The organism is Comamonas sp. C24C (assembly GCF_053345995.1).
In genome coordinates this window covers 338,050-358,212 of record NZ_JBKFBC010000002.1, presented here as the reverse complement: position 1 = coordinate 358,212, position 20,163 = coordinate 338,050, and the positions used below count along the sequence as shown (strand labels likewise).

The window sequence follows — 20,163 nt, the reverse complement described above, 5'->3', positions numbered from 1 at the left end:
AAGCAGTCTTCTTCCGGCAGTCTTCCTATTTGCTGGTCTTGAAGCCCTGCGTCGCCGCCCAGGCGGCCACATCGTCGCGGCGGATGGCCGCTGCCATAAGCTGCGGAAAGGCATCGGGGGTGCAGGCAAACGAGGGCACTCCCAGTGCCGCCAGCTTGGCCGCCAGTTCCGCGTCATAGGCCGGAGCTCCCTCGTCGCTGAGCGCCAGCAGCGTGATGAACTGCACGCCTGCTTCCACCAGCTCGTTGGCGCGGCGTAGCAGGCCCGACTCCACACCGCCTTCGTAGAGGTCGGAGATCAGCACCAGAATGCTGTTGCGCGGCTCGCTGATCAGCCCCTGGCAATAGCCGACTGCACCATTGATATCTGTGCCACCGCCCAGTTGCACGCCAAACAGCACATCGACGGGATCGTCGAGCTTTTCCGTCAGATCGACCACGGCCGTATCAAACACCACCAGCTTGGTGGCCACGGCCGGCAGACTGGCCATCACCGCACCAAAGATGCTGGAATAGACCACCGAGTTGGCCATGGAGCCGCTCTGGTCAATGCACAGGATCACCTCGCGCTGCGGGCGGCGCGCCTTGCGCCCATAGCCAATCAGTGTTTCCGGAACAATGGTCTTGTATTCGGGCTGCCAATGGCGCAGGTTGGCGCGTATGGTGCGATTCCAGTCGATCTCGGCATGGCGCGGGCGTCGGTTGCGCTGGCTGCGATCCAGCGCCCCGGCCACGGCACTGCGCATGGGCTCCTCGAGCTTTTTCATCAGCTCGTCCACCACCTTTCGCACCACCAGCCGCGCCGTGGCCTTGGTGTTCTGCGGAATCACCGAGCCCAGCGAAATAAGGTCCGCCACCAGATGCACATCGGGCTGCACGTTCTCCAGCATCTCGGGCTGCAGCAGCAGCTCGCGCAGATTCAGGCGCTCCATGGCATCGCGCTGCATGACCTGCACGACCTGGCTCGGAAAGTATTTGCGGATATCCCCCAGCCAGCGCGATACCGAGGGCGAGGAGTTGCCGCGTCCGCCCTTGCGCGATGCCAGCTTGCTGTCTTCCTCATACAAGGCGGCCAGCGCCTGGTCCATCTCCTGCAAGCGGCCCGTCACACCGCCGCAACTGGCGTCAGCAGGGCTGCCCAGCACCATGCGCCAGCGCTGCAGCCGCGTGGTGGGCTGCAGCTCTTCGGACTCCTGTTGCGGCTCGGTCGCCAAATTTGCTGTTTGCTTCATCGTCACACCTTGGCCGCAGCCGCATCAAAATCGGTAGCTTCCTGGGCTTGGCCCATCAGCGCCTGTGGCAGATTCAACCCCAGCAACTCATTGAGCACGGGCAAGGCCAGCAAGGCACGCGCCTCATCCCAGGGCGCGGCATCGTCCGCAGCGCCCACGGCAGGATCGGGTGCCGCTGCGCCCCCCACAGGCGTTCGCTTGACCTTGTCGCCTAGGCTTTGCCGCTCGTGATTGCTGAAGGTCGAGAAGCTGCGTCGCACCAACGGCAGAATCTGGGCAAACTGCACCTCACCCAGACCGCTGAGCCAGGCATCGACAGCACCCCAGATGGACTCGTCATGCAGCAGCACCAGCGCCTGCTGGTTCAGGAAGCCGTCCAGCCAGGCGGCCACATCCATGGGCGCCGCGCCCAGCGAAAGATTGCGGTTGAACTGACGCACGATTTCAGCGCTTTCCAGCAACTGCTCGTCCAGCAGCAAACGACAGGCCATGCCGCGCAGCAGTGCCGCTGCGGCATCCCCCATGGCCAGGCTGCGCAGTGCCAGGCGCCAGGCATCCACCGCCTGCTGCGCCTCGCCGTTGCTGGTGCGCAGCCGCAGTGCCTCATGCGCCGCCAGCACCTTGGTCTTCATGGCGGCCGCAGCCTCCTCATCCATGGCCATGCAGGCCACAGGCAGGCCGATGGCGGCGCGCAGCACCAGCGAATCGATCACGCCGGCCAGCAAGGCGGTATCGGTCTGGCGCACGCTGCCGTAGCGATAGACATTGGCCAGCGGCGGCAAGGCCTGCAGCAGCTGGGCCACATCGCCCGTGGTGGCTGCACGCTGTGCCAGAGTGGCGATCAGGGCCTCGACCAGCTGCGGCAAATCGGCCAGCAGTGCATCGTCGACGGCCTGCGCGATTTCGGGCAGCGAGGTCTCGGGCGTCAGGCTGGAGCGCAGCCTGGCCGTGGCGGCCTGGGCCACGGTCGCGCCATGCACGCTGGCCTCGATGATGCGCACCGCCAGCTCGGGCTCCCACTGCAGCTGCCAGCTTTCGCGGAAGGTGCCCCGGTTGCGCTGGGCATCGGTGGCGCGCACGCCCCAGTCAATGCCGAGCAGGCGCAGACGGTGCAGAAAATGGCTGCGTGCCAGATCCGTGTCCTTGCGCAAATCCAGCGCCAGCAGCTTGCTTGCCGCCTCGGGCTTGAGACGCAGCGATTTCTGCTGCTGCTCGATATCACGCTGCAGCGGCACCTGAGGAACATCGGCAGGCACCTGGCCCAGCACATGGCCGACGGTCAGTTCCTCGTCGATCAACCTGAGCGGTGCGTCCTCGCCCATGCAGATCACGGTGACGATGGCCTCGTTGATTTCGTCCAGGCCGGGCACGGGCTGGCCGCGCAGCGCCGCCAGACTCTCGGACAGCCGCGTGGCCTCGATGATGTGAGCGCTGGAGCAGTCCAGATCCTTGTCGCGCAGCAGATGGGCCACGCGCGTCAGCCAGCCAGCTGTACGCAGCGTGGCCGGAGAAACCACATTTTTGATAGCTGCTTGCGCTCTACCATCAAGCGTTTGAGGCTGATTTGACTCCAAATTCGAGGACGACTGATAGCACTGCCACAGATGCTGGTACCAGCCCGGAGAAGTCACACCCGCGCCATAGCCGCTGCTGCTGGCCAGGTTTCGATAAGTCCAGGGGGCCCAGGTCGCCATTACCTTGGCCTTGGGCAGGCCCTTGAGCAGGGCGCTATCGGCCTTGGCCGTCACGCTGGCCCTGAGCGCCGGCACATGCCAGGCACCGCAGACCACGGCAATGCGCTGGTGGCCGGCCTTGCTCGCCTCGCGAATGCACTGGCGCATATGGGCTTCGCGCAGTGCTTCGCGCTTCATGTATTCCTCGCCGCGCCAATGTTCGCCATCCTTGGACAGTTCTTCGCGAGCTGCCGTCATCACCTCGCCAATGCTTTCAAACAGTGCTTCGCTGTCGCCGCGCTCCTCGACCAGACGGTTCCACCAGCTCTCGCCATCGTCAAAGCCTGCGGCATGGGCCAGCCAGTCCAGCGGATCGCGGTGCAGATGCCGGGCAGCGCTTACCGGGACCTCTTGAGGCTGCTCATGCCCGTCGCCATCCTGCATATCGGCAAGCGCCTCGGCCGGTGCTGCATCCGGCTCCTGCCCCGCATCGTTTGCTCCGTCCTCGGCATCCGCTGGCTGCGCTGCCCCATCGGCTTCATCGGCCTCCTCAGCCTCCTGTGCCGCCTTCTTCAGCGCTTCGCGTCGTGCAAACTCGATGGCCATGCCATGGGTCTGCGGCAGGTCGATAAAACGCGTGGCAACACCCTGGCGACTGGCCCACTGCAATGCCTGCCATTCGGGTGAAAACTCGGCAAACGGATAAAACGCTGCCTGGCTGGGCTCGTCCTGCATATAGACCAGCATGGCCACGGGCGGGCGCAGCTCGGCGCTTTGCAGCATGGGCAGCAGCGCCTCCCCCTCGGGCGGGCCTTCCACCAGCAGGCAATCGGGCTGCAGGGCCTCAAGCGCCTGCAGCAGACTGCGAGCGCAGCCCGGGCCGTGATGGCGTATGCCAAAGAAATGAACAGAATCAGCGGAAGTGGCCATGGGCTGGGTCAATCAGAAATTCTTGAGGAGCGACTGCATTTCAATGCGGTTGGCACAGCCCGGCGAATCGAAGATTCGCGCTTGAGACGAGGCGTCTTTGTCGAAGACAGTAGCAGCGCTACGGCGAGACAAAGCAACGAAGTATCAAGGGCTGTGGCAGCCGCTCGCCGAATTACAGTTGCTCGCGGCAGGCGCGGTACAGATCCTTCCAGTCGCTACGCTCCTTGACCACGGTTTCCAGGTATTCCTTCCACACCACCGTGTCCTGCACCGGGTCCTTGATCACGGCTCCCAGCAGGCCCGAGGCTACATCGGCCGCGCGCAGCACGCCATCGCCGAAATGGCCGGCCAGCGCCATGCCGCTGTTGATGACCGAGATGGCCTCCGCCGTGGACAGCGTGGAGCTGGGCGACTTCACGCGCACGGTCTTGCCGTCCTCGGTCTGGCCGTGGCGCAGCTCGCGGAAGATCTGCACCACACGGCGCACCTCCTGCAGCGCAGGCGGCTCGGTTGGCAATTGCAGCGCCCGCCCCTGCTCGGCCACGCGCTTGGTGACGATTTGCACCTCCTCGTCCTGCGATGCAGGCACAGGCAGCACCACGGTGTTGAAGCGGCGCTTCAGTGCGCTCGACAACTCGTTGACGCCTTTGTCGCGGTTGTTGGCCGTGGCAATGACCGAAAAGCCCTGCACGGCCTGGAACTCCATGGACAACTCCGGTACGGGCAGCGTCTTTTCGGACAGCACGGTGATCAGCGTGTCCTGCACATCGGCGGGAATACGTGTGAGCTCCTCGATGCGCGCGATCTTGCCCAGCTTCATGGCGTTGACCAGCGGGCTGGGAATCAGTGCTTTCTCGGACGGGCCATGGGCCAGCAACTGTGCATAGTTCCAGCCATAGCGCAGCTGCTCCTCGCTGGTACCGGCCGTGCCCTGGATCAGCATGGTCGAATCGCCGCTCACGGCCGCAGACAGATGCTCGGACACCCATGACTTGGCCGTGCCGGGCACGCCGTACAGCAGCAAGGCACGGTCGGTGGCCAGCGTGGACACGGCAATCTCCATCAGGCGCGGATTGCCGATGTACTTGGGGCTGAGCTCAAACCCGTTGCTGAGCTTGCCACCCATCAGATACTGGAGCACGGCCCAGGGCGAGAGCTTCCAGTTGGGCGGGCGCGGACGGTCGTCCACCTTCTGCAGGGCATCGAGTTCTTCGGCAAATTGCGCCTCGGCGTGCTGACGTAGTACTTGGCTCATGATGACTTTCGGGTTGAATGCAGAAAAATTCGAAGGCTTAGGCGCCCAGTGCGGCATGCAGGGCCAGGCGCAGATCGGCGATACGGTTGAGTTGCTCGAGCACGCGCTCGTCATCCCAGGGGCGCAGACGGGCGCGCTCCAGCCGCGCCTGCTTCTCGGGCGTCAGAGTGCTTTCCTCAGCCACTGCGGCGACCTCTTCCGTCGCATCGGCCACCTTGGATACCAGCTTTTTCCAGAGCCCGGCCAGTCCTGACGGGGCTGCTGCCTCGGGCTGCTGCGGCACGGCAAGCTCCTCAGCCTGTGGAGGCTGACGCCAGAGCCGCACAAAGCGCGGCAGAACGGCCGGATGCAGGCGGCGCGCGCAGGCCAGCACGGCCTGATCGGCCTGCCAGCTATGCCAGCTGCCCGTGGCCTGCTTGCCGCCCAGCGCCTTGTCCAGTGCGTCCATCAAGGGCTCAGACATGGATTGAGAAAACACGCCAACCACCGGCATGCTGCTCTCGATGGTGTTGATGCGGTCTACCAGGCTGCCCTTGGCCTGCTGCAACTGCGTCTGCCACAGCGCCTCGCGCTCCTGCTGGCTCAGCCGGTCCAGCAGGGCCGACAGCAATGCCTGGGCTCGTGAATCGCGCTCCATGGTCTGCAGCAGCGCAATCCAGCGCACATCGGGCTGATCGCGCAGTGCCGCCAGCCAGCCCTGGCGCAAAGCGGTCTTCCAGTCGCTGCGGCGGCTCCATTCCCAGAGCTGCTCGGGCGTCATCTCCAGGGTCTGCAGCCAGAAATCGATGGGCGCAAGCTCCACCATCTGCTGCAGCCACCAGGCTTTCACGCCCTTGATATAGGCCGGCGGCTGCAGCGCAATGCCGTCGCGCTCCCAGTCCTTGCTGCCCTCCTCGGGCGGCTCGATCTGCCATTCCCCCTTGGCATTGCGGCTCAGCATGGACTGCAGCCAGCCCAGGATGCGCAGGCTGTGCGCGCTTTGCGGTAGACGCGACAGCAGACGGGCAGCGTTCTCGCGCACCTCCTTGCTGCGATCGGTCAGCAGCTTTTCCAGCAGCGGCTCGTCCGCCATGGACAAGCCCACACCCAGGGCCAGCACCATGGGCGCACGCTCCTTGGCATTGAGCTCCTTCAAGCTGGCTTCCAGTCTGGCACGCGCCTGGTCGGCGTCGGTCTCACGTTCGCTGTGCAGCAGCGCCACGCGCTGCTCGATGGAGCCCTCCTGCCAGATCAGCTCGGCATTGGCCGTCTCCTGCACGCCGCTGGCATAGCTCCACTGCGGGTTGAGCCCGGCCAGCCAGCGTCCTCGCTCGCCCAGCACCGGCGTCAGCCAGGTACGCAGCTCCACCGAACGGCGGCCTTCGTTCAAAGCATCGACCAGGAGCGCATAAGGCAAGCGCTGTCCAGCCTGATCGAGGGCATGGAACATGGGAGCCAGCATGTTCTCGGGCCCATGCTGCAGCACATCACGCATCAGGCCATGCAAGCGCTCATCCTCGGGCGCGCGGCGAGACTCGTCGGCAGGCAACGCCGGAGAGCTCAAAGGCGCACCGAGCCTGACCTGCGCACCGGGTTGCCAGCCCGCCCGCTCCAAGACGGCAGCGACGGCGCTGGCTCTGAGCAGCTGTGCAGCCGTTGATGCAGCCGGCTGCAGCCAGGCTGTTTGCATGGCTTGCAAACCGGGGCTGGCTGCGGCATCGACCTGCGCGGTCAACACCGCAGGCACGGCCAGCCTGTCCGCGCCGACCAGACTTGACTGCTGCAGCGCAGCCCATAAATTGGCGCTGCTCATCGCATCTCTCCTTGGTTCTGCCAGATGGGGGACAAGGCCTGGCTGTGAGCATCCTGCTGCCAGGCACTGAGCAAGCGCCAGCGCCCCAGTTGCGGCCCGGACTCCCACTCGCCAAACAGGGCCAGAGGCGTGCCGCCGCTCAGCGCCAGCAGCCGCCAGGCTTCGTCATCGGCAATCACCGCAGGCACGGGCGCTGCCTGGCTCTGTCCTGTGGGCCAGCCCACCAGCCATTGCCCCTCTACATACAGCAGCTGGGCATTCGCACACCACAGCGGCTGCACCGGCTGCAGCGCATTGGCGGCAATGCGCTCGCCCAGCTGCTGCAACGGTTCGCCCAGAGCCTTGACCGTCAGGGCTGCGGCATCGCAGCTGTCGAGTGCTTCAACCCCATTGACCGCGACTGCCCGCAGGCTCGCCCTGCCAGGGTAGAAGCTCAAGGCTGTGCGGTAAGCGCCACCGCTCACCCAGGCCGTCTCGAACCCGCGCCCGCCCTGGGCATAGTCCAACAGCAGTGCCGCGCGCCCGGTATTGAGGCCCTGCAACCAGACACGGCGCTCCAGCAGGCGCCCCTCGCGCTCGATCAGGCGCTGACCCAGCACCCGCCAATCGTCGCTGATGGTCTCGCCACGGGCCTGTACTTCGGCCTTGTCCATGGGCCAGCCCAGGGCAGCCATGACGTCGGCCTTCACCTCGGGGCTCAGCGAGTCACGCCGCTGCACCGCATCCACCAGCAGCTGCCAATGGCCCAACTGCACCAGCAGGTCACGCGGCCAGCTCGGGTGGCTGTCCACCAGCTCCCAGGCTTCCCTGATACGCGCGGCCATGCCGGTGGCCTGGGCATCCACCATGCGTGCCGCCATGGTGTTCCAGTGCTGGCGCGTCTGACTGTCGCCGGCCTGATTGGCCAGGCCGGTGCGCACCATGTCCTGCATCCATAGCGACAGCTCCTGCATGCCGCCAGCAACCTTGTCCCAGCGCTTGTCCTCGCGCTTGGCCTGCTGTCTGGCCAGAGCCTCCTGATCCGCCACTGGCGCAGCGGCAATGGCAGCCGCCTTGGCCTCTTTCTGCTCGGCTTTTTGCAGACGACCACCCAGCCAGTTGCTGACCCATTCCGGGGGCTCGCCGCCCTCCGGCACCTGGCCGCCTGCGCGCAGCAGCATCAGAGCCAGCCCGTGCTTGCAGGGGAACTTGCGGCTGGGGCAGGAGCACTTGAAGGCCGGCCCGCTCAGATCGACCTGAGTCTGGTACGGCTTGCTGCCGCTGCCCTGGCATTCCCCCCAGACCGCAGCATCATTGCTGCCTGTGTTCGGCCATTTGCTCAGGGACTGCAGTCCCTTGGCCGCCTTGGATGACGCAGCATCCGGCGACAGCGCCAAAACTTCCGCTTCCGTTGCTAATACACGCGACACCAATGTCTCCCGTCCCGAATCGACGCAATATCTTGATAGTTCGAGGCGCTTACGCACCAAGGACGAGTGCGAGACTACCCTCGGAAAACCTCGTCCGCACTTTGCTGAAACAGTGCTTTCAGCGCGGCAAAAACTGTGGTTTGACAGACCGCGCAAACCGTTGCGCGCAAGGCGTCAGCCTATCATCGCCATGGCACCGTGCCGATGAAAACGTGCAAAAAATCAGAACATCAAGAAGCCGGGTGACATGCATCAACCGGCTTCTTCGCCAAGCTGCGGCGCTGCTGTTACTGGCAATCATTCAGTCCGCCGACGCTGCTGCAGATGCAAGTACCGACTCCGCAGCAGTCAGGCCACGGCATGATTGCTACTTTTGCTTACCAATAGTATTTGACGCTCAGATTGGCCTCGCGGTCGACGCCACGGAAGATGCCCGCGAAATAGGTCTTGTTGAACAGGTTGTTGATGTTCAGCGCAATGCGGTACCTGGGCGTGTCGTAGGCCACGGCCAGGTCGGCAACGGTGACCGCGTCGTTGAAGTTCAGACGGCCATCCGATGCCACGTTGTAGGGCGAACGGCCTTTGTAGCGCACACCGCCGGCCAGCATCAGACCGGGGAAAGCGCGCGGGCGGTAGTCCAGCCAGATGCTGGCCGCATGGCGCGTGGTCTGCAGGGTCTGGCGCCCCACTTCGGCGGCGCGGGTGCTTTGCGTGGTCCGAGGGTCCAGCCAGGTGTAGCTCAACAGGCTGCTGAGTTCTCGCGTCAGGCCGATGCGCGCTTCCAGCTCCAGGCCGGTGGAGCGCACTTCGCCGGTCTGGATGCTGAAGCGCGGATGGGCCGGGTCCTGCGTGATCACATTGCTCTGACGCAGATCGAAGACCGAAGCGGTGATCAGCGTGCTGCTGCCTGCGGGCTGATACTTCACGCCCACCTCGTACTGCTTGCCGCGACGCGGGACAAACGCGCTACCGTCATAAGCCAGGCCGGTGGTCGGATCGAACGAGGTGGCATAGCTCGCATAAGGTGCCCAGCCGCTTTCGAACTGGTAGAGCAGGCCGGCACTGCCCGTTGTGTCGCTATCGCTGATCCGCGGCTGCGTGATGCTGTTCTGCATGGTGCGGGCCGTATCGTGGCGCAGACTCAGATTGGCAATCCAGCGCCCGTACTGCAGCTGGTTGAGCGTGTAGATGCCGGTCTGGCGCAGGTTGGAGTGGCTGTCCTCCAGCTCGGACATGGCGATGGACTGGCCGTATAGCGGGGCATTCAGATCCAGATCGGGTACGTCCCAGCCAAAACCCAGGCCGCCACGTTCCCTGTACCGCGTATGGTCCAGACCAAAAGCCAGGCGGTGCTGCAACTCACCCCAGCGCAAGTCTTTCTGCACGCGGCTGTCCATGGCCAGAGTCTTGCCCTTGGTGCGCTGGGCCAGATTGGCGCGCGAGATGCTGTGGCCATCGGCCAGCACGTCCATGGCATAGATGTGACGGTAGTCGATATCGATGGTGGAATAGCGCAGGTTCTGGGAGAGCTGCCAGCCGCTGTCCATCAGGTGTCCGAACTCATAACCTATCGACCTGGTGTTGCGGTCGAAACGGTCAAATGCCGGATCACCAGCGGTCAGCCTGGATGACAGGTTCTTGATCTGGGGGTAGGTGAACAGGCTGGGCCACCAGGACTTTGGCGTGCCGCGCTCGCGAGAGTAGCTTCCGAGCAGAGTCAGATGCGTCTGGGCGGACAGGTTCCAGCGCAGCGAAGGAGCGATGGAGATGCGGTCGTCACGCGAACCCACGGTACGACTATTGCTGTCGCGCCCCTTGAGGTTGAGCCGATAAAGCACATCACCGCTTTCACTCAGGGCGCCGCCCAGGTCGGCCGTCAGCTGGGCACGCTGGTATCGGCCGTAGGAGATACCAACGCTGTTGACATGATCGGCTTCGGGCTTCTTGGACACCACATTGATCACGCCGCCGGGCCGCCCCTGCCCAAAGAGCACCGAGGCCGGTCCCTTGATGACCTCGATGCTCTCGAGTTCGTCGATCTCATCATTCCACGACCCATAGGTGCCGGCCGAAAACTGGCGCAGCCCGTCCTTGTAGTAGGAGCTGCCGTCGCTGAATCCCCGAATGATGGCACCCGTCATGCGCAGGTCGGCTCCCGTCACCTCCGTGGTGACGCCGGCCGTATACGACAGTGCCTGCTCGATGCTCTTGGGCGCCTGGTTCTTGATCTGTTCCTGGCTCACGATGGAGACGGAGCGCGGTGTTTCCATCAGCGTGCTGCCCAGCTTGGTGGCCGTCGGGCGGTCGTTGGCCGCATAGCCGCTCATGGCCGCATCGTATTTCGAGGTCACGGTCACTTCGGACAACGCCGTTGCACCGTCCGATACAGGCTGCCCCATCTTGCGCAGCAGTAAGGCACCTTGCGGCGAACGCTGAGCCACCAGGCCGGTGCCGGCGAGCAGGCGATTGAGGGCCTGCTGCGCCGTGGCACGCTCGTGCACGCCGGGGCTGCTCAAGCCCTGGACCTGGTCCTGCGTGAACGACAGCAACAGGCCTGATTCACGACCAAAGCGATTCAGCACTTCATCCAGTGAGCCTGAGGGAATGCGATAGTCACGAACCTCATCGTTACCGGCCTCGGCTGCAACTCCTGCAGACACGCCGCTCTGGGCGATGGCCAGGGACGGCATGCCCGTCCATGCTGCAGCAGCCAGAGTGCATGCCAACAGGCGGACGGCATGAGCCGAGGCCGTGGGAGCCAGTCCTGCGCCCTCTGAGGCGTCTGAAACACAGGACAAGGAAGCAAAAGATACCGGGGAAGTTGGCGTAGTAAAGGCCATGGAGATCAAGGGCCGCAGCCCCAAGAAACAGGAATACACAACCCGTTCCGGCAACGAAACAGATCAGCCCGGGCGATGCGAAACCGCCCTCTTCCTGCATGTCCCGCGAAGCGGGAAAACAGACCACCTTGGAACCAAAAATTTTGAAAGACCGGGGCTCAGGCTCCGACCATCATTGAATGCTCCAGGCAGTGAAAGAACAAAATAAATAGCGCCTACCGCCTTCTCTGTATAGATTTCAATGCTTTTTCAATCTGAAATACAGGCATATCAATCGGAAGTCGCTATTTATTTTGAAAAGGCAGGAATCCGTGCAAGCCAGCTTCAACAACCAGCCTAAAGTGCCCCCATGGGGCCGATGGCCAGCTCCTGCCCTCCCCACCAGCGGCGCATGGAGCGCACTTGCAGCTGCAGCAAGGTGCCCAGCGTGGCCATGATGCGCGGCACATCATCCAGGGGGTAAGTACCGGAGACTTTGAGGCCCGCTACCGCAGGATGACAAACCAGGGAAACAGTGGTGGCGGGCTGCAGCGCCTGCAGCACGGCATCCAGGCGCATATTGCGCGCCACCAGCATGCCGTCAATCCAGGCCGACTGCTCCTCGTATGCCGGCACGGCAGCAGCCACTCCTTGCATATCGACCCAGGCCTGCTGCCCGGCCGGCAGCACGCGCTCTTGCTGCGGCTGCAGCCGTGGCCGCAGCCGCACCGCCCCTTCATAGACAGCGACCAGACTGCGCTGTCCTTCGGCGACATTCACGGTAAAGCGGGTACCCAAAGGCCACATCTCGCCCGCCTCGGTCTGCACGACCAGAGGCCTTGCTGGCTGCTGCGAATCTGCTGCAGTCACCACATGGATATCACCTGCCCGCAACAATAACAGCCGCTCGGTGGCGCCATAGGCAATATCCAGCGCGCTGCCGCCGTTCAGCACCAGTTGCGTGCCGTCTGGCAGGGTCAAACGGCGGCGCTCACCACGCGCCGTACGCACATCGGCGACCCAGTTGCGCCAAGGCAGGTGTGCCTCCATCTGCCAGGCCGCGCCACCGCCAAGCACCAGCAGCAGCAGGGCCTGCACTGCACGACGTCGATCCCCGCCGCGCCTGGATACCAGTGCGGACCTCGCCAGCGCCGCAAGCGGCGTGTCGCCCAGACCTTGCAGGCGCTGCTGTACGGCCTGGATGCGCTGCCAGGCCTGCTCGTGCAAGGGGTTCTGAGCACGCCAGGCATGCCACTGCGACTGCAGCAGGGCGCTGTCCGGCTCCTCCTGCAACTGAAGCCACCACTCGACGGCCTGCCTGGCCAGGTCTGCAGGGACGTCTGGCGCCGTTGCCGGCAAGCCTTGCGCAGAGATCTCCGTTTCGGCAGAGGCAAGCCGCGGCTCATTCATGCGGCTACCGCCGCAAAGCAGCGCATGCCGGCCTGCATCAGGTAGCGCTTGACCGTGGTGATCGAGATCCCCAGTTCCTGGGCAATCTCGGCCTGCTTCATGCCGTCGAGCTGGGACAGCAGAAAAGCCTGGCGTACCGGCACAGCAAGGCCATCGAGCATGCGGTCGATTTCGTCCAGCGCCTCGAGCAGCAAAGCCCGCTCCTCGGGGGATGGTGCCAGAACCGGCGGCAACTGAGCCAATGCCTCGAGGTAGGCGCGCTCCAGTTGCTGGCGACGGTAATGATTGGCGAGCACGCGCTGCGCCACCGTGGTCAGGAAGGCCTTGGGCTCGCGAGCCGATACCGGCTCCTGACGCGCCAGCAAGCGCAGGAACGTGTCATGCGCCAGATCGCCCGCCTGATGCACGTCGCCAAGTCTTCTTCGCAACCAGCCGTGCAACCAGCCGTGGTGCTCGGTATAGAGACGGGCAACCTCCTGGTGCAGGGGACTGGTGCTAGTTGGCATGGCGGGTTTCAGCTCTCTTTCGAGATTCCTTGGAAGGACTCAATCAATAGTGATTATCATTTAGATTGTATCCAGATGCAGGCCCTGCCAGCACTCATACCCGGCAGCGCCTCGGCGCCGCGCAGGAGCCCCACCGAACTTCCATGAAAAAAGGCTCTGCAGAATGCAGAGCCTTTTGATTGCACTAGAAGTGCCAGGGAATCAACCCAGCCACTTGCGGGCGTTGCGCCAGACGCGCATCCAGGGGCTGAATTCGGACTTGTCGCCCGAGGTCCAGCTCATCTGCACATTGCGGAACACGCGCTCGGGGTGAGGCATCATCGCGGTGAAACGCCCATCGGCGGTCGTCACTGCGGTCAAGCCACCAGCCGAGCCGTTGGGGTTGAACGGATACTGCTCGGTCGGCTGGCCGTGGTTGTCCACATAGCGCATGGACTTGACCACCTGCTGGGCATTGCCACGGAACTGGAAGTTGGCAAAGCCCTCGCCATGCGCCACGGCAATGGGCAGACGGGAGCCGGCCATGCCTTGCAGGAACAGGCTGGGCGACTCCAGCACTTCCACCATGCTCAGACGCGCCTCGAAGCGGTTGCTCTGGTTTTGCGTGAAGCGCGGCCAATCCTGCGCACCGGGGATGATGTCGGCCAGTTCGGCGAACATCTGGCAGCCGTTGCAAACGCCCAGGCCGAAGGTGTCGCTGCGACCGAAGAAGGCCTGGAACTGCTCGGACAGACGGTCGTTGAAGGTGATGGAGCGTGCCCAGCCAATGCCCGCACCCAGGGTGTCGCCATAGCTGAAGCCGCCACAGGCCACCACACCGGCGAAGTCCTTGAGCTGCGCACGGCCTGATTGCAGGTCGCTCATGTGCACGTCCACCGCATCAAAGCCGGCTTCGGTGAAGGCGTAGGCCATTTCCACATGGGAGTTCACGCCCTGCTCGCGCAGCACCGCCACGCGAGGCTTGGCAGCCACGTTGATAAAGGGCGCTGCCACGTTCTCCTGAGGGTCGAACGTCAGATGCACATGCATGCCGGGGTCGGTGGGTTCGCCCGCCGCAGCATGCTCGCTGTCGGCGCACACGGGGTTGTCGCGTTGCTGGGTGATCTTCCAGCTCACGGCATCCCAGACCTGGTGCAGATCGGACAGGGTTGCACCGAACACCTTGTTCGCATCGCGCCACACCTGCAGCTCGCCCTTGCCGGCGTCCACAGGGGACGAAGCAGGACGGGTCTTGCCGATGACATGGCTGCACTGGATCAGGCCATGTTCGCGCAGCACCTGCAGCACTTCGGCACGGTCCTCGGTCCTGATCTGCAGCACGGCGCCCAGCTCTTCGTTGAACAGCGCGCGCAAGGTCAGGTCTTCGCGACGGCCGGAGACCTGCTTGCCCCAGTTCTTGCCTTCGCCGCTGTCCATGCGGCTGTCGGAGATGCCATCACCTTCGGTGATCAGCATGTCCACATTCAAGGCCACGCCCACATGGCCGGCAAAGGCCATTTCGGCGGCCGTGGCCAGCAGGCCGCCGTCGCCCCTGTCGTGGTAGGCCAGGATCAGTCCCTTGGCGCGCAGTGCATTCACTGCATCCACCATGGCGATCAGATCCTTGGGGTCGTCCAGATCCGGCACTTCGTTGCCCGACTGATTAAGCACCTGACCGATGATGGAGCCGCCCATGCGCATCTTGCCGCGGCCCAGGTCGATCAGCACCAGGGTGCTGTCCTCCACCTCGGCGTCGAGCTGGGGCGTGAGCGTGGTGCGCACATCGTCGATGGCGGCAAAGCCGGTGATGATCAGGCTCACGGGCGAGGTGACCTTCTTAGTCTGGCCGTTCTCGCTCCACTGGGTGCGCATGGACAGGGAGTCCTTGCCCACGGGAATCGAGATGTTCAGCGCGGGGCACAACTCCATGCCCACGGCCTTGACGGTGGCGTACAGCGCAGCGTCTTCACCGGCTTCGCCGCAGGCGGCCATCCAGTTGGCCGACATCTTCACCTTGGACAGCTCGATGGGGGCGGCCAGCATATTGGTGATGGCTTCGGCCACGGCCATGCGGCCCGAAGCGGGCGCGTCGATGGCGGCCAGCGGCGTGCGCTCGCCCATGGCCATGGCTTCACCCTTGAAGCCCTTGTAGTCGGCCAGGGTCACGGCCACGTCGGCCACCGGCACCTGCCAGGGACCGACCATCTGGTCGCGATGGGTCAGGCCACCGACGGCGCGGTCGCCAATGGTGATCAGGAAGCGCTTGGAAGCCACCGTGGGGTGGGCCAGCACTTCGATCACGGCCTTTTCCAGCGGCACGCCGGTCAGGTCCATGGCGGGCAGCTCGCGCTCCACGCTGGTCACATCCTTGTGCACCTTGGGCGGCTTGCCCAGCAGCACGTTCATGGGCATGTCCACGGGGAACTTCTGGTCGCCGGACTCGACCGCCGTGTCCTCCAGCACCAGCTGGCGCTCTTCGGTGGCCGTGCCGATGACGGCAAACGGGCAGCGCTCGCGCTCGCAGAAGGCCGTGAACTGCTCCAGCGATTCGGGAGCAATGGCCAGTACGTAACGCTCCTGCGATTCGTTGGACCAGATTTCCTTGGGCGACAGGCCGGACTCTTCGAGCTTGACGGCTCGCAGGTCAAAGCGTGCACCGCGCCCGGCATCGTTGGTCAGCTCGGGGAAGGCATTGGAGATACCACCGGCACCCACGTCGTGGATGGCCAGGATGGGATTCTCGGCACCCTGCTGCCAGCAATGGTTGATGACTTCCTGCGCACGGCGCTCGATCTCGGGATTGCCGCGCTGCACCGAGTCAAAGTCCAGTTCCGCAGCATTGGTGCCCGAAGCCATGGAGCTTGCCGCACCGCCGCCCATGCCGATGCGCATGCCGGGGCCGCCCAGCTGGATCAGCAGCGTGCCCGCCGGGAACTCGATCTTCTTGGTCAGCTCGGAATCGATCACGCCCAGGCCGCCGGCGATCATGATGGGCTTGTGGTAGCCGCGGGTGATGTCGCCGACCTGCAGCTCGTACTCGCGGAAATAGCCTGTCAGATTGGGACGACCGAACTCGTTGTTGAACGCCGCGCCACCCAGAGGGCCTTCGATCATGATCTGCAGCGGGCTGGCGATGTGCTCGGGCTTGCCCACTTCGCTGCCCCAGAGCTTGGAGACGGTGAAGCCGGTCAGGCCGGCCTTGGGCTTGGAGCCGCGGCCGGTTGCACCTTCGTCACGAATTTCGCCGCCGTTGCCGGTCGATGCGCCGGGGAAGGGCGAAATCGCCGTGGGGTGGTTATGTGTTTCCACCTTCATCAGCACATGGTTGGTAGCCGCCTGCTTGTGATAGCTGGGGGCGCTGATTGCGTCTGCCTTGGCATCGAACTTGGCGACAAATCGCTCGACTTCATGGCCTTCCATGATGGAAGCGTTGTCGGCATAGGCCACCACGGTGTGCTGGGGCGAGCAGGCTTCGGTGTTGCGGATCATGCCGAACAGCGACTTTTCCTGCTCCACGCCATCGATGGTGAACTTGGCGTTGAAGATCTTGTGGCGGCAGTGTTCGGAGTTGGCCTGCGCGAACATCATCAGCTCCACGTCCGTGGGATTGCGCTTGAGGTCGTTGAAGGCGTTGACCAGGTACTCGATCTCGTCTTCGGCCAGGGCCAGACCCCATTGCTTGTTCGCGGTTTCCAGCGCTGCGCGGCCACCGCCCAGCACATCCACAAACTCCATGGGTTGTGCCGCCAGGGTGGTGAACAGTTGCTCGGCCTCTGCGCGTGTCGCAAACACGGACTCGGTCATGCGGTCGTGCAGCAAAGCGGCGATCTGAGCGGTCTGCTCTGTCGACAGCTCGGGCTTGCCGCCCAGCAGGCCGGACTTCATGTCCACGCGATACTCGGTCATGCGTTCCACACGGAACACATTCAGGCCGCAGTTACGGGCGATATCGGTGGCCTTGGAAGCCCAGGGCGAGATGGTGCCCAGACGGGGGGTGACGATGAAGGCCAGGCCTTCAGCGCTGCCCGTGTAAGGGTCTCCATAAGTCAAGAGCGCCGAAAGGCGCTCTTGCAATGCGGGCGCAACTGCGCCCTCGGTGGCAACCAGGTGCACAAAGCGTGCAGATACGCCGGTGATCTTGGGGTGGATGGCGACCAGATCGGTCAGAAGCTGTTGGGCGCGGAACGAGCTCAGGGCGTTTCCACCCTCAAACTGTGTCAGATGCAATGTCACGTGGCGGCCTGTTTATGTGAAGGCTGTTGAAAAGCGTCCTGGCCAATCCCCTGCCTGAGAGGACCGGGCCAAAGCGCTGAATTCGGTGAGCCTCGGATTTTACCGTGCCTCGGGGTTAGTCCGAATGCTCACACCCACAAGCCCTGCATGTTCAAGCGCGCAATGGGATAATTGCGGCCATGAGCATCACACTGAAGACCCCCGAAGACATCGAGCGCATGCGCATTGCAGGCCGCTTTGCTTCGGATGTGCTGGACTACATCACCCCCCACATCAAGCCCGGTATCACCACCCAGCAGATCGACGATCTGTGCGCCAAGCGCATGGCCGAGCAAGGCACCAAGACGGCCTGCCTGGGCTATCAGCCTCCGGGCATGACGCCCTACCCGGCCTATGTCTGCACCTCGGTCAACCATGTCGTGTGCCACGGCATCCCCAACGACAAGCCTTTGAAGAAGGGCGATATCGTCAATGTCGACGTGACCATCATCACCGAAGACGGCTGGTTCGGCGACAACAGCCGCATGTTCATCATTGGCGAAGGCACGATTGCGGCCAAGCGGCTCTCCAAGCTGACCTTCGAGGCCATGTGGAAGGGCATTGCCCAGGTCAAGCCCGGTGCCACGCTGGGCGATATCGGCCACGCCATCCAGACCTATGCGGAGAGCAACAACCTGTCCGTGGTGCGTGAATACTGCGGCCACGGCATCGGCAAGGTGTTCCACGACGAGCCCCAGGTGCTGCACTACGGCCGCCCCGGCGAAGGCGTCGTTCTGGAAGAAGGCATGGTCTTCACCATCGAGCCCATGCTGAATCTGGGCAAGCGCGACATCAAGGCCATGCCCGACGGCTGGACCGTCGTCACCAAGGACCGCAGCCTGACTGCCCAGTGGGAGCTGATGCTGGCCGTCACCAAGACCGGCTATGACGTGCTGACCTGGTCCGAGGGCTCGCCCACTCCCCCTGACTTCATCACGTCCATCCGCACCTGAGCGCACTGCTGCCGCTGACCTGCATGCCGCACCGGCCAAAGCCGGATGCGGCATATTTTTTGCTTGTAGACCTTGTGCTGCAAGCGCCATGCGCTCATCTTTTTGCCATCACAGGCCTCAAGCCCAAGTCAGTTGGGTTAAGGTGACGCTCAAGCACTTGCCCTGTTGAAACGCTTTTTTCTACTGCGCATGACCTCCTCTGCCCACTCCTACGCCAACTCTGCCGACGTCTCCGACCTCCCCTCGCTACAGGGCCTGCGCGAGCAATACCGCGAGGCCAAGGCCCGGCAGATGGACTTGCTGCGCAACCCCACGCTGGGCAGACGCAGCGTGCGCGGAGTGCTGCACCATTTCAGTGAACTGGCCGACGGTCTTCTGCGTACCCTCTGGCAACGCGCGCAGATGCCGCAAGGCGCGGCCCTGCTGGCCGTGGGGGGTTATGGGCGCGCCCAGCTCTTTCCCTACTCGGACATCGATGTGCTGGTGCTGCTGCCCCAAAACAGTGCACCGCCGGCTGCGGAACTGGCGGCCAGCATCGAGCAGTTCATCAGCAGTTGCTGGGATGTCGGCCTGGAAATCGGCTCCAGCGTGCGCAGCATTGCCGAATGCCTGCAGGAGGCTGCGCAGGACCTGACGGTACAGACCGCCATGCTGGAGTCACGCCGCATCACCGGCAGCAAGGCCTTGTTTGCCGACTTCGAGCAGCAGTTCCGCGCGCAACTCGATCCCAAGGCTTTTGTCGAAGGCAAGCTGCTGGAAATGCGCCAGCGCCACGCCAAATACGACTTCACGCCCTACTCGCTGGAGCCCAACTGCAAGGAATCGCCCGGCGGGCTGCGCGATCTGCACACCATGCTCTGGCTGGCCAAGGCCGCAGGCTTCGGCAACAGCTGGCATGAGCTGGCCGAGCAAGACCTGATCACCCATTTCGAGGTCCAGCAGCTCGAATCCAACGAATCCCTGCTCAGCCTGATCCGTGCCCGCCTGCATGCCGCTGCCGGCCGCCACGAGGACCGGCTGGTCTTTGACCTGCAGACCGCCGTGGCCGAAGCCTTCGGCTACAGGTCCACCACGCCGGAGGGCCGCAAGCTGGCCATGCGGGCCGGCGAGACCCTGATGCGCCACTATTACTGGGCGGCCAAGGCGGTGACCCAGTTGTGCCAGATCGTGCGCATGAGCATCGAGGAGCGCCTGAACCCCGGCTCGCACGAGCTGATTCAGCTCAATGATCGCTTTTGCGAGAAGGCCGGCACCATCGAGGTGGTCAGCGACGATCTGTACGAGCGCGATCCGCATGCCATTCTCGAAACCTTTCTCATGTATGAGCAGCATGAGGGTTTGACGGGTCTGTCGACGCGAACCCTGAGAGCGCTGTATGCCAGCCGCGATGTGATGGACAGCGCCTTCCGTCGCGACCCGGTCAATCGCGCCACCTTCATGAAGATCCTGCAGCAGCCGCGCGGCATCACCCATGCCATCCGGCTGATGAATCAGACCTCGGTGCTGGGCCGCTATCTCTGGCCCTTCCGCCGCATCGTGGGGCAGATGCAGCACGATCTGTTCCACGTCTACACCGTGGACCAGCATATCCTGATGGTGCTGCGCAATGTGCGGCGCTTCTTCATGGCCGAGCATGCCCATGAGTACCCGTTCTGCTCCCAGCTCGCCGCAGGCTGGGACAAGCCCTGGATTCTGTATCTGGCCGCCCTCTTCCACGATATCGGCAAGGGCCGAGGCGGCGATCACTCCGTGATCGGTGCCGTCGAAGTCAAACGTTTTTGCCGCGCCCACCAGATCGACAAGGCCGATGCGGAGCTCGTCGAGTTTCTGGTGCGCGAGCATCTGACCATGAGCCAGGTGGCACAGAAGCAGGACCTGTCCGACCCCGACGTGATTCGTGCCTTTGCCGAACGCGTCGGCAACGAGCGCAAGCT

Annotated in this window: 11 protein-coding genes; 2 read left to right on the top strand and 9 right to left on the bottom strand. The window is 63.9% G+C overall.

Annotated features, from left to right (window positions below; all coding sequences use genetic code 11):
* Positions 1-25: 25 nt before the first annotated feature.
* The 9 genes from ACLBXN_RS05320 to purL all read right to left on the bottom strand — a co-directional run bounded on the left by ACLBXN_RS05320 (position 26) and on the right by purL (position 17,237).
* Positions 26-1,231: a VWA domain-containing protein gene (locus tag ACLBXN_RS05320; RefSeq protein WP_003056497.1), complete on the bottom strand. Its 1,206-nt coding sequence runs from the start codon at positions 1,229-1,231 to the stop codon at positions 26-28.
* Between the two features lie 2 nt (positions 1,232-1,233).
* A complete protein-coding gene (locus tag ACLBXN_RS05315) occupies positions 1,234-3,834 on the bottom strand; it encodes a DUF5682 family protein (protein ID WP_447611392.1) in 2,601 nt (866 codons plus the stop codon).
* 172 nt (positions 3,835-4,006) lie between these two features.
* Entirely contained in the window at positions 4,007-5,089 is a 1,083-nt protein-coding gene (locus tag ACLBXN_RS05310) for an ATP-binding protein (protein WP_003069729.1), read from the bottom strand.
* A 37-nt stretch (positions 5,090-5,126) separates the two neighbouring features.
* Complete coding sequence (locus ACLBXN_RS05305) at positions 5,127-6,881, bottom strand: DUF5691 domain-containing protein (protein ID WP_447611391.1); 1,755 nt, start codon at positions 6,879-6,881, stop codon at positions 5,127-5,129.
* The gene (locus ACLBXN_RS05300) at positions 6,878-8,257 is read right to left on the bottom strand and encodes an SWIM zinc finger family protein (protein WP_447611612.1); all 1,380 of its coding nucleotides are present in this window, start codon (positions 8,255-8,257) and stop codon (positions 6,878-6,880) included. The genes ACLBXN_RS05305 and ACLBXN_RS05300 overlap by 4 nt, the downstream gene beginning before the upstream one ends.
* Positions 8,258-8,667: 410 nt before the next feature.
* Positions 8,668-10,980, bottom strand: coding sequence for a TonB-dependent siderophore receptor (locus ACLBXN_RS05295; protein WP_447611390.1), 2,313 nt, complete (start codon positions 10,978-10,980; stop codon positions 8,668-8,670).
* Between the two features lie 486 nt (positions 10,981-11,466).
* Positions 11,467-12,519, bottom strand: a complete 1,053-nt coding sequence (locus ACLBXN_RS05290) for a FecR family protein (protein WP_447611389.1) — start codon at positions 12,517-12,519, stop codon at positions 11,467-11,469.
* Positions 12,516-13,025 carry a sigma-70 family RNA polymerase sigma factor gene (locus ACLBXN_RS05285; protein WP_003056515.1) on the bottom strand — a complete coding sequence of 170 codons (510 nt, stop codon included), beginning with the start codon at positions 13,023-13,025 and terminating at the stop codon, positions 12,516-12,518. The genes ACLBXN_RS05290 and ACLBXN_RS05285 overlap by 4 nt, the downstream gene beginning before the upstream one ends.
* A gap of 201 nt (positions 13,026-13,226) precedes the next feature.
* Entirely contained in the window at positions 13,227-17,237 is a 4,011-nt protein-coding gene (gene purL / locus ACLBXN_RS05280) for a phosphoribosylformylglycinamidine synthase (protein WP_447611388.1), read from the bottom strand.
* Between the two features lie 179 nt (positions 17,238-17,416).
* Here purL and map point away from each other — a divergent pair, with 179 nt between their 5' ends.
* Entirely contained in the window at positions 17,417-18,229 is an 813-nt protein-coding gene (map, locus tag ACLBXN_RS05275) for a type I methionyl aminopeptidase (protein ID WP_343677831.1), read from the top strand.
* 189 nt (positions 18,230-18,418) lie between these two features.
* Positions 18,419-20,163, top strand: a 1,745-nt coding sequence (gene glnD / locus ACLBXN_RS05270; RefSeq protein ID WP_447611387.1) for a [protein-PII] uridylyltransferase, incomplete at its 3' end; no start/stop codon positions are given.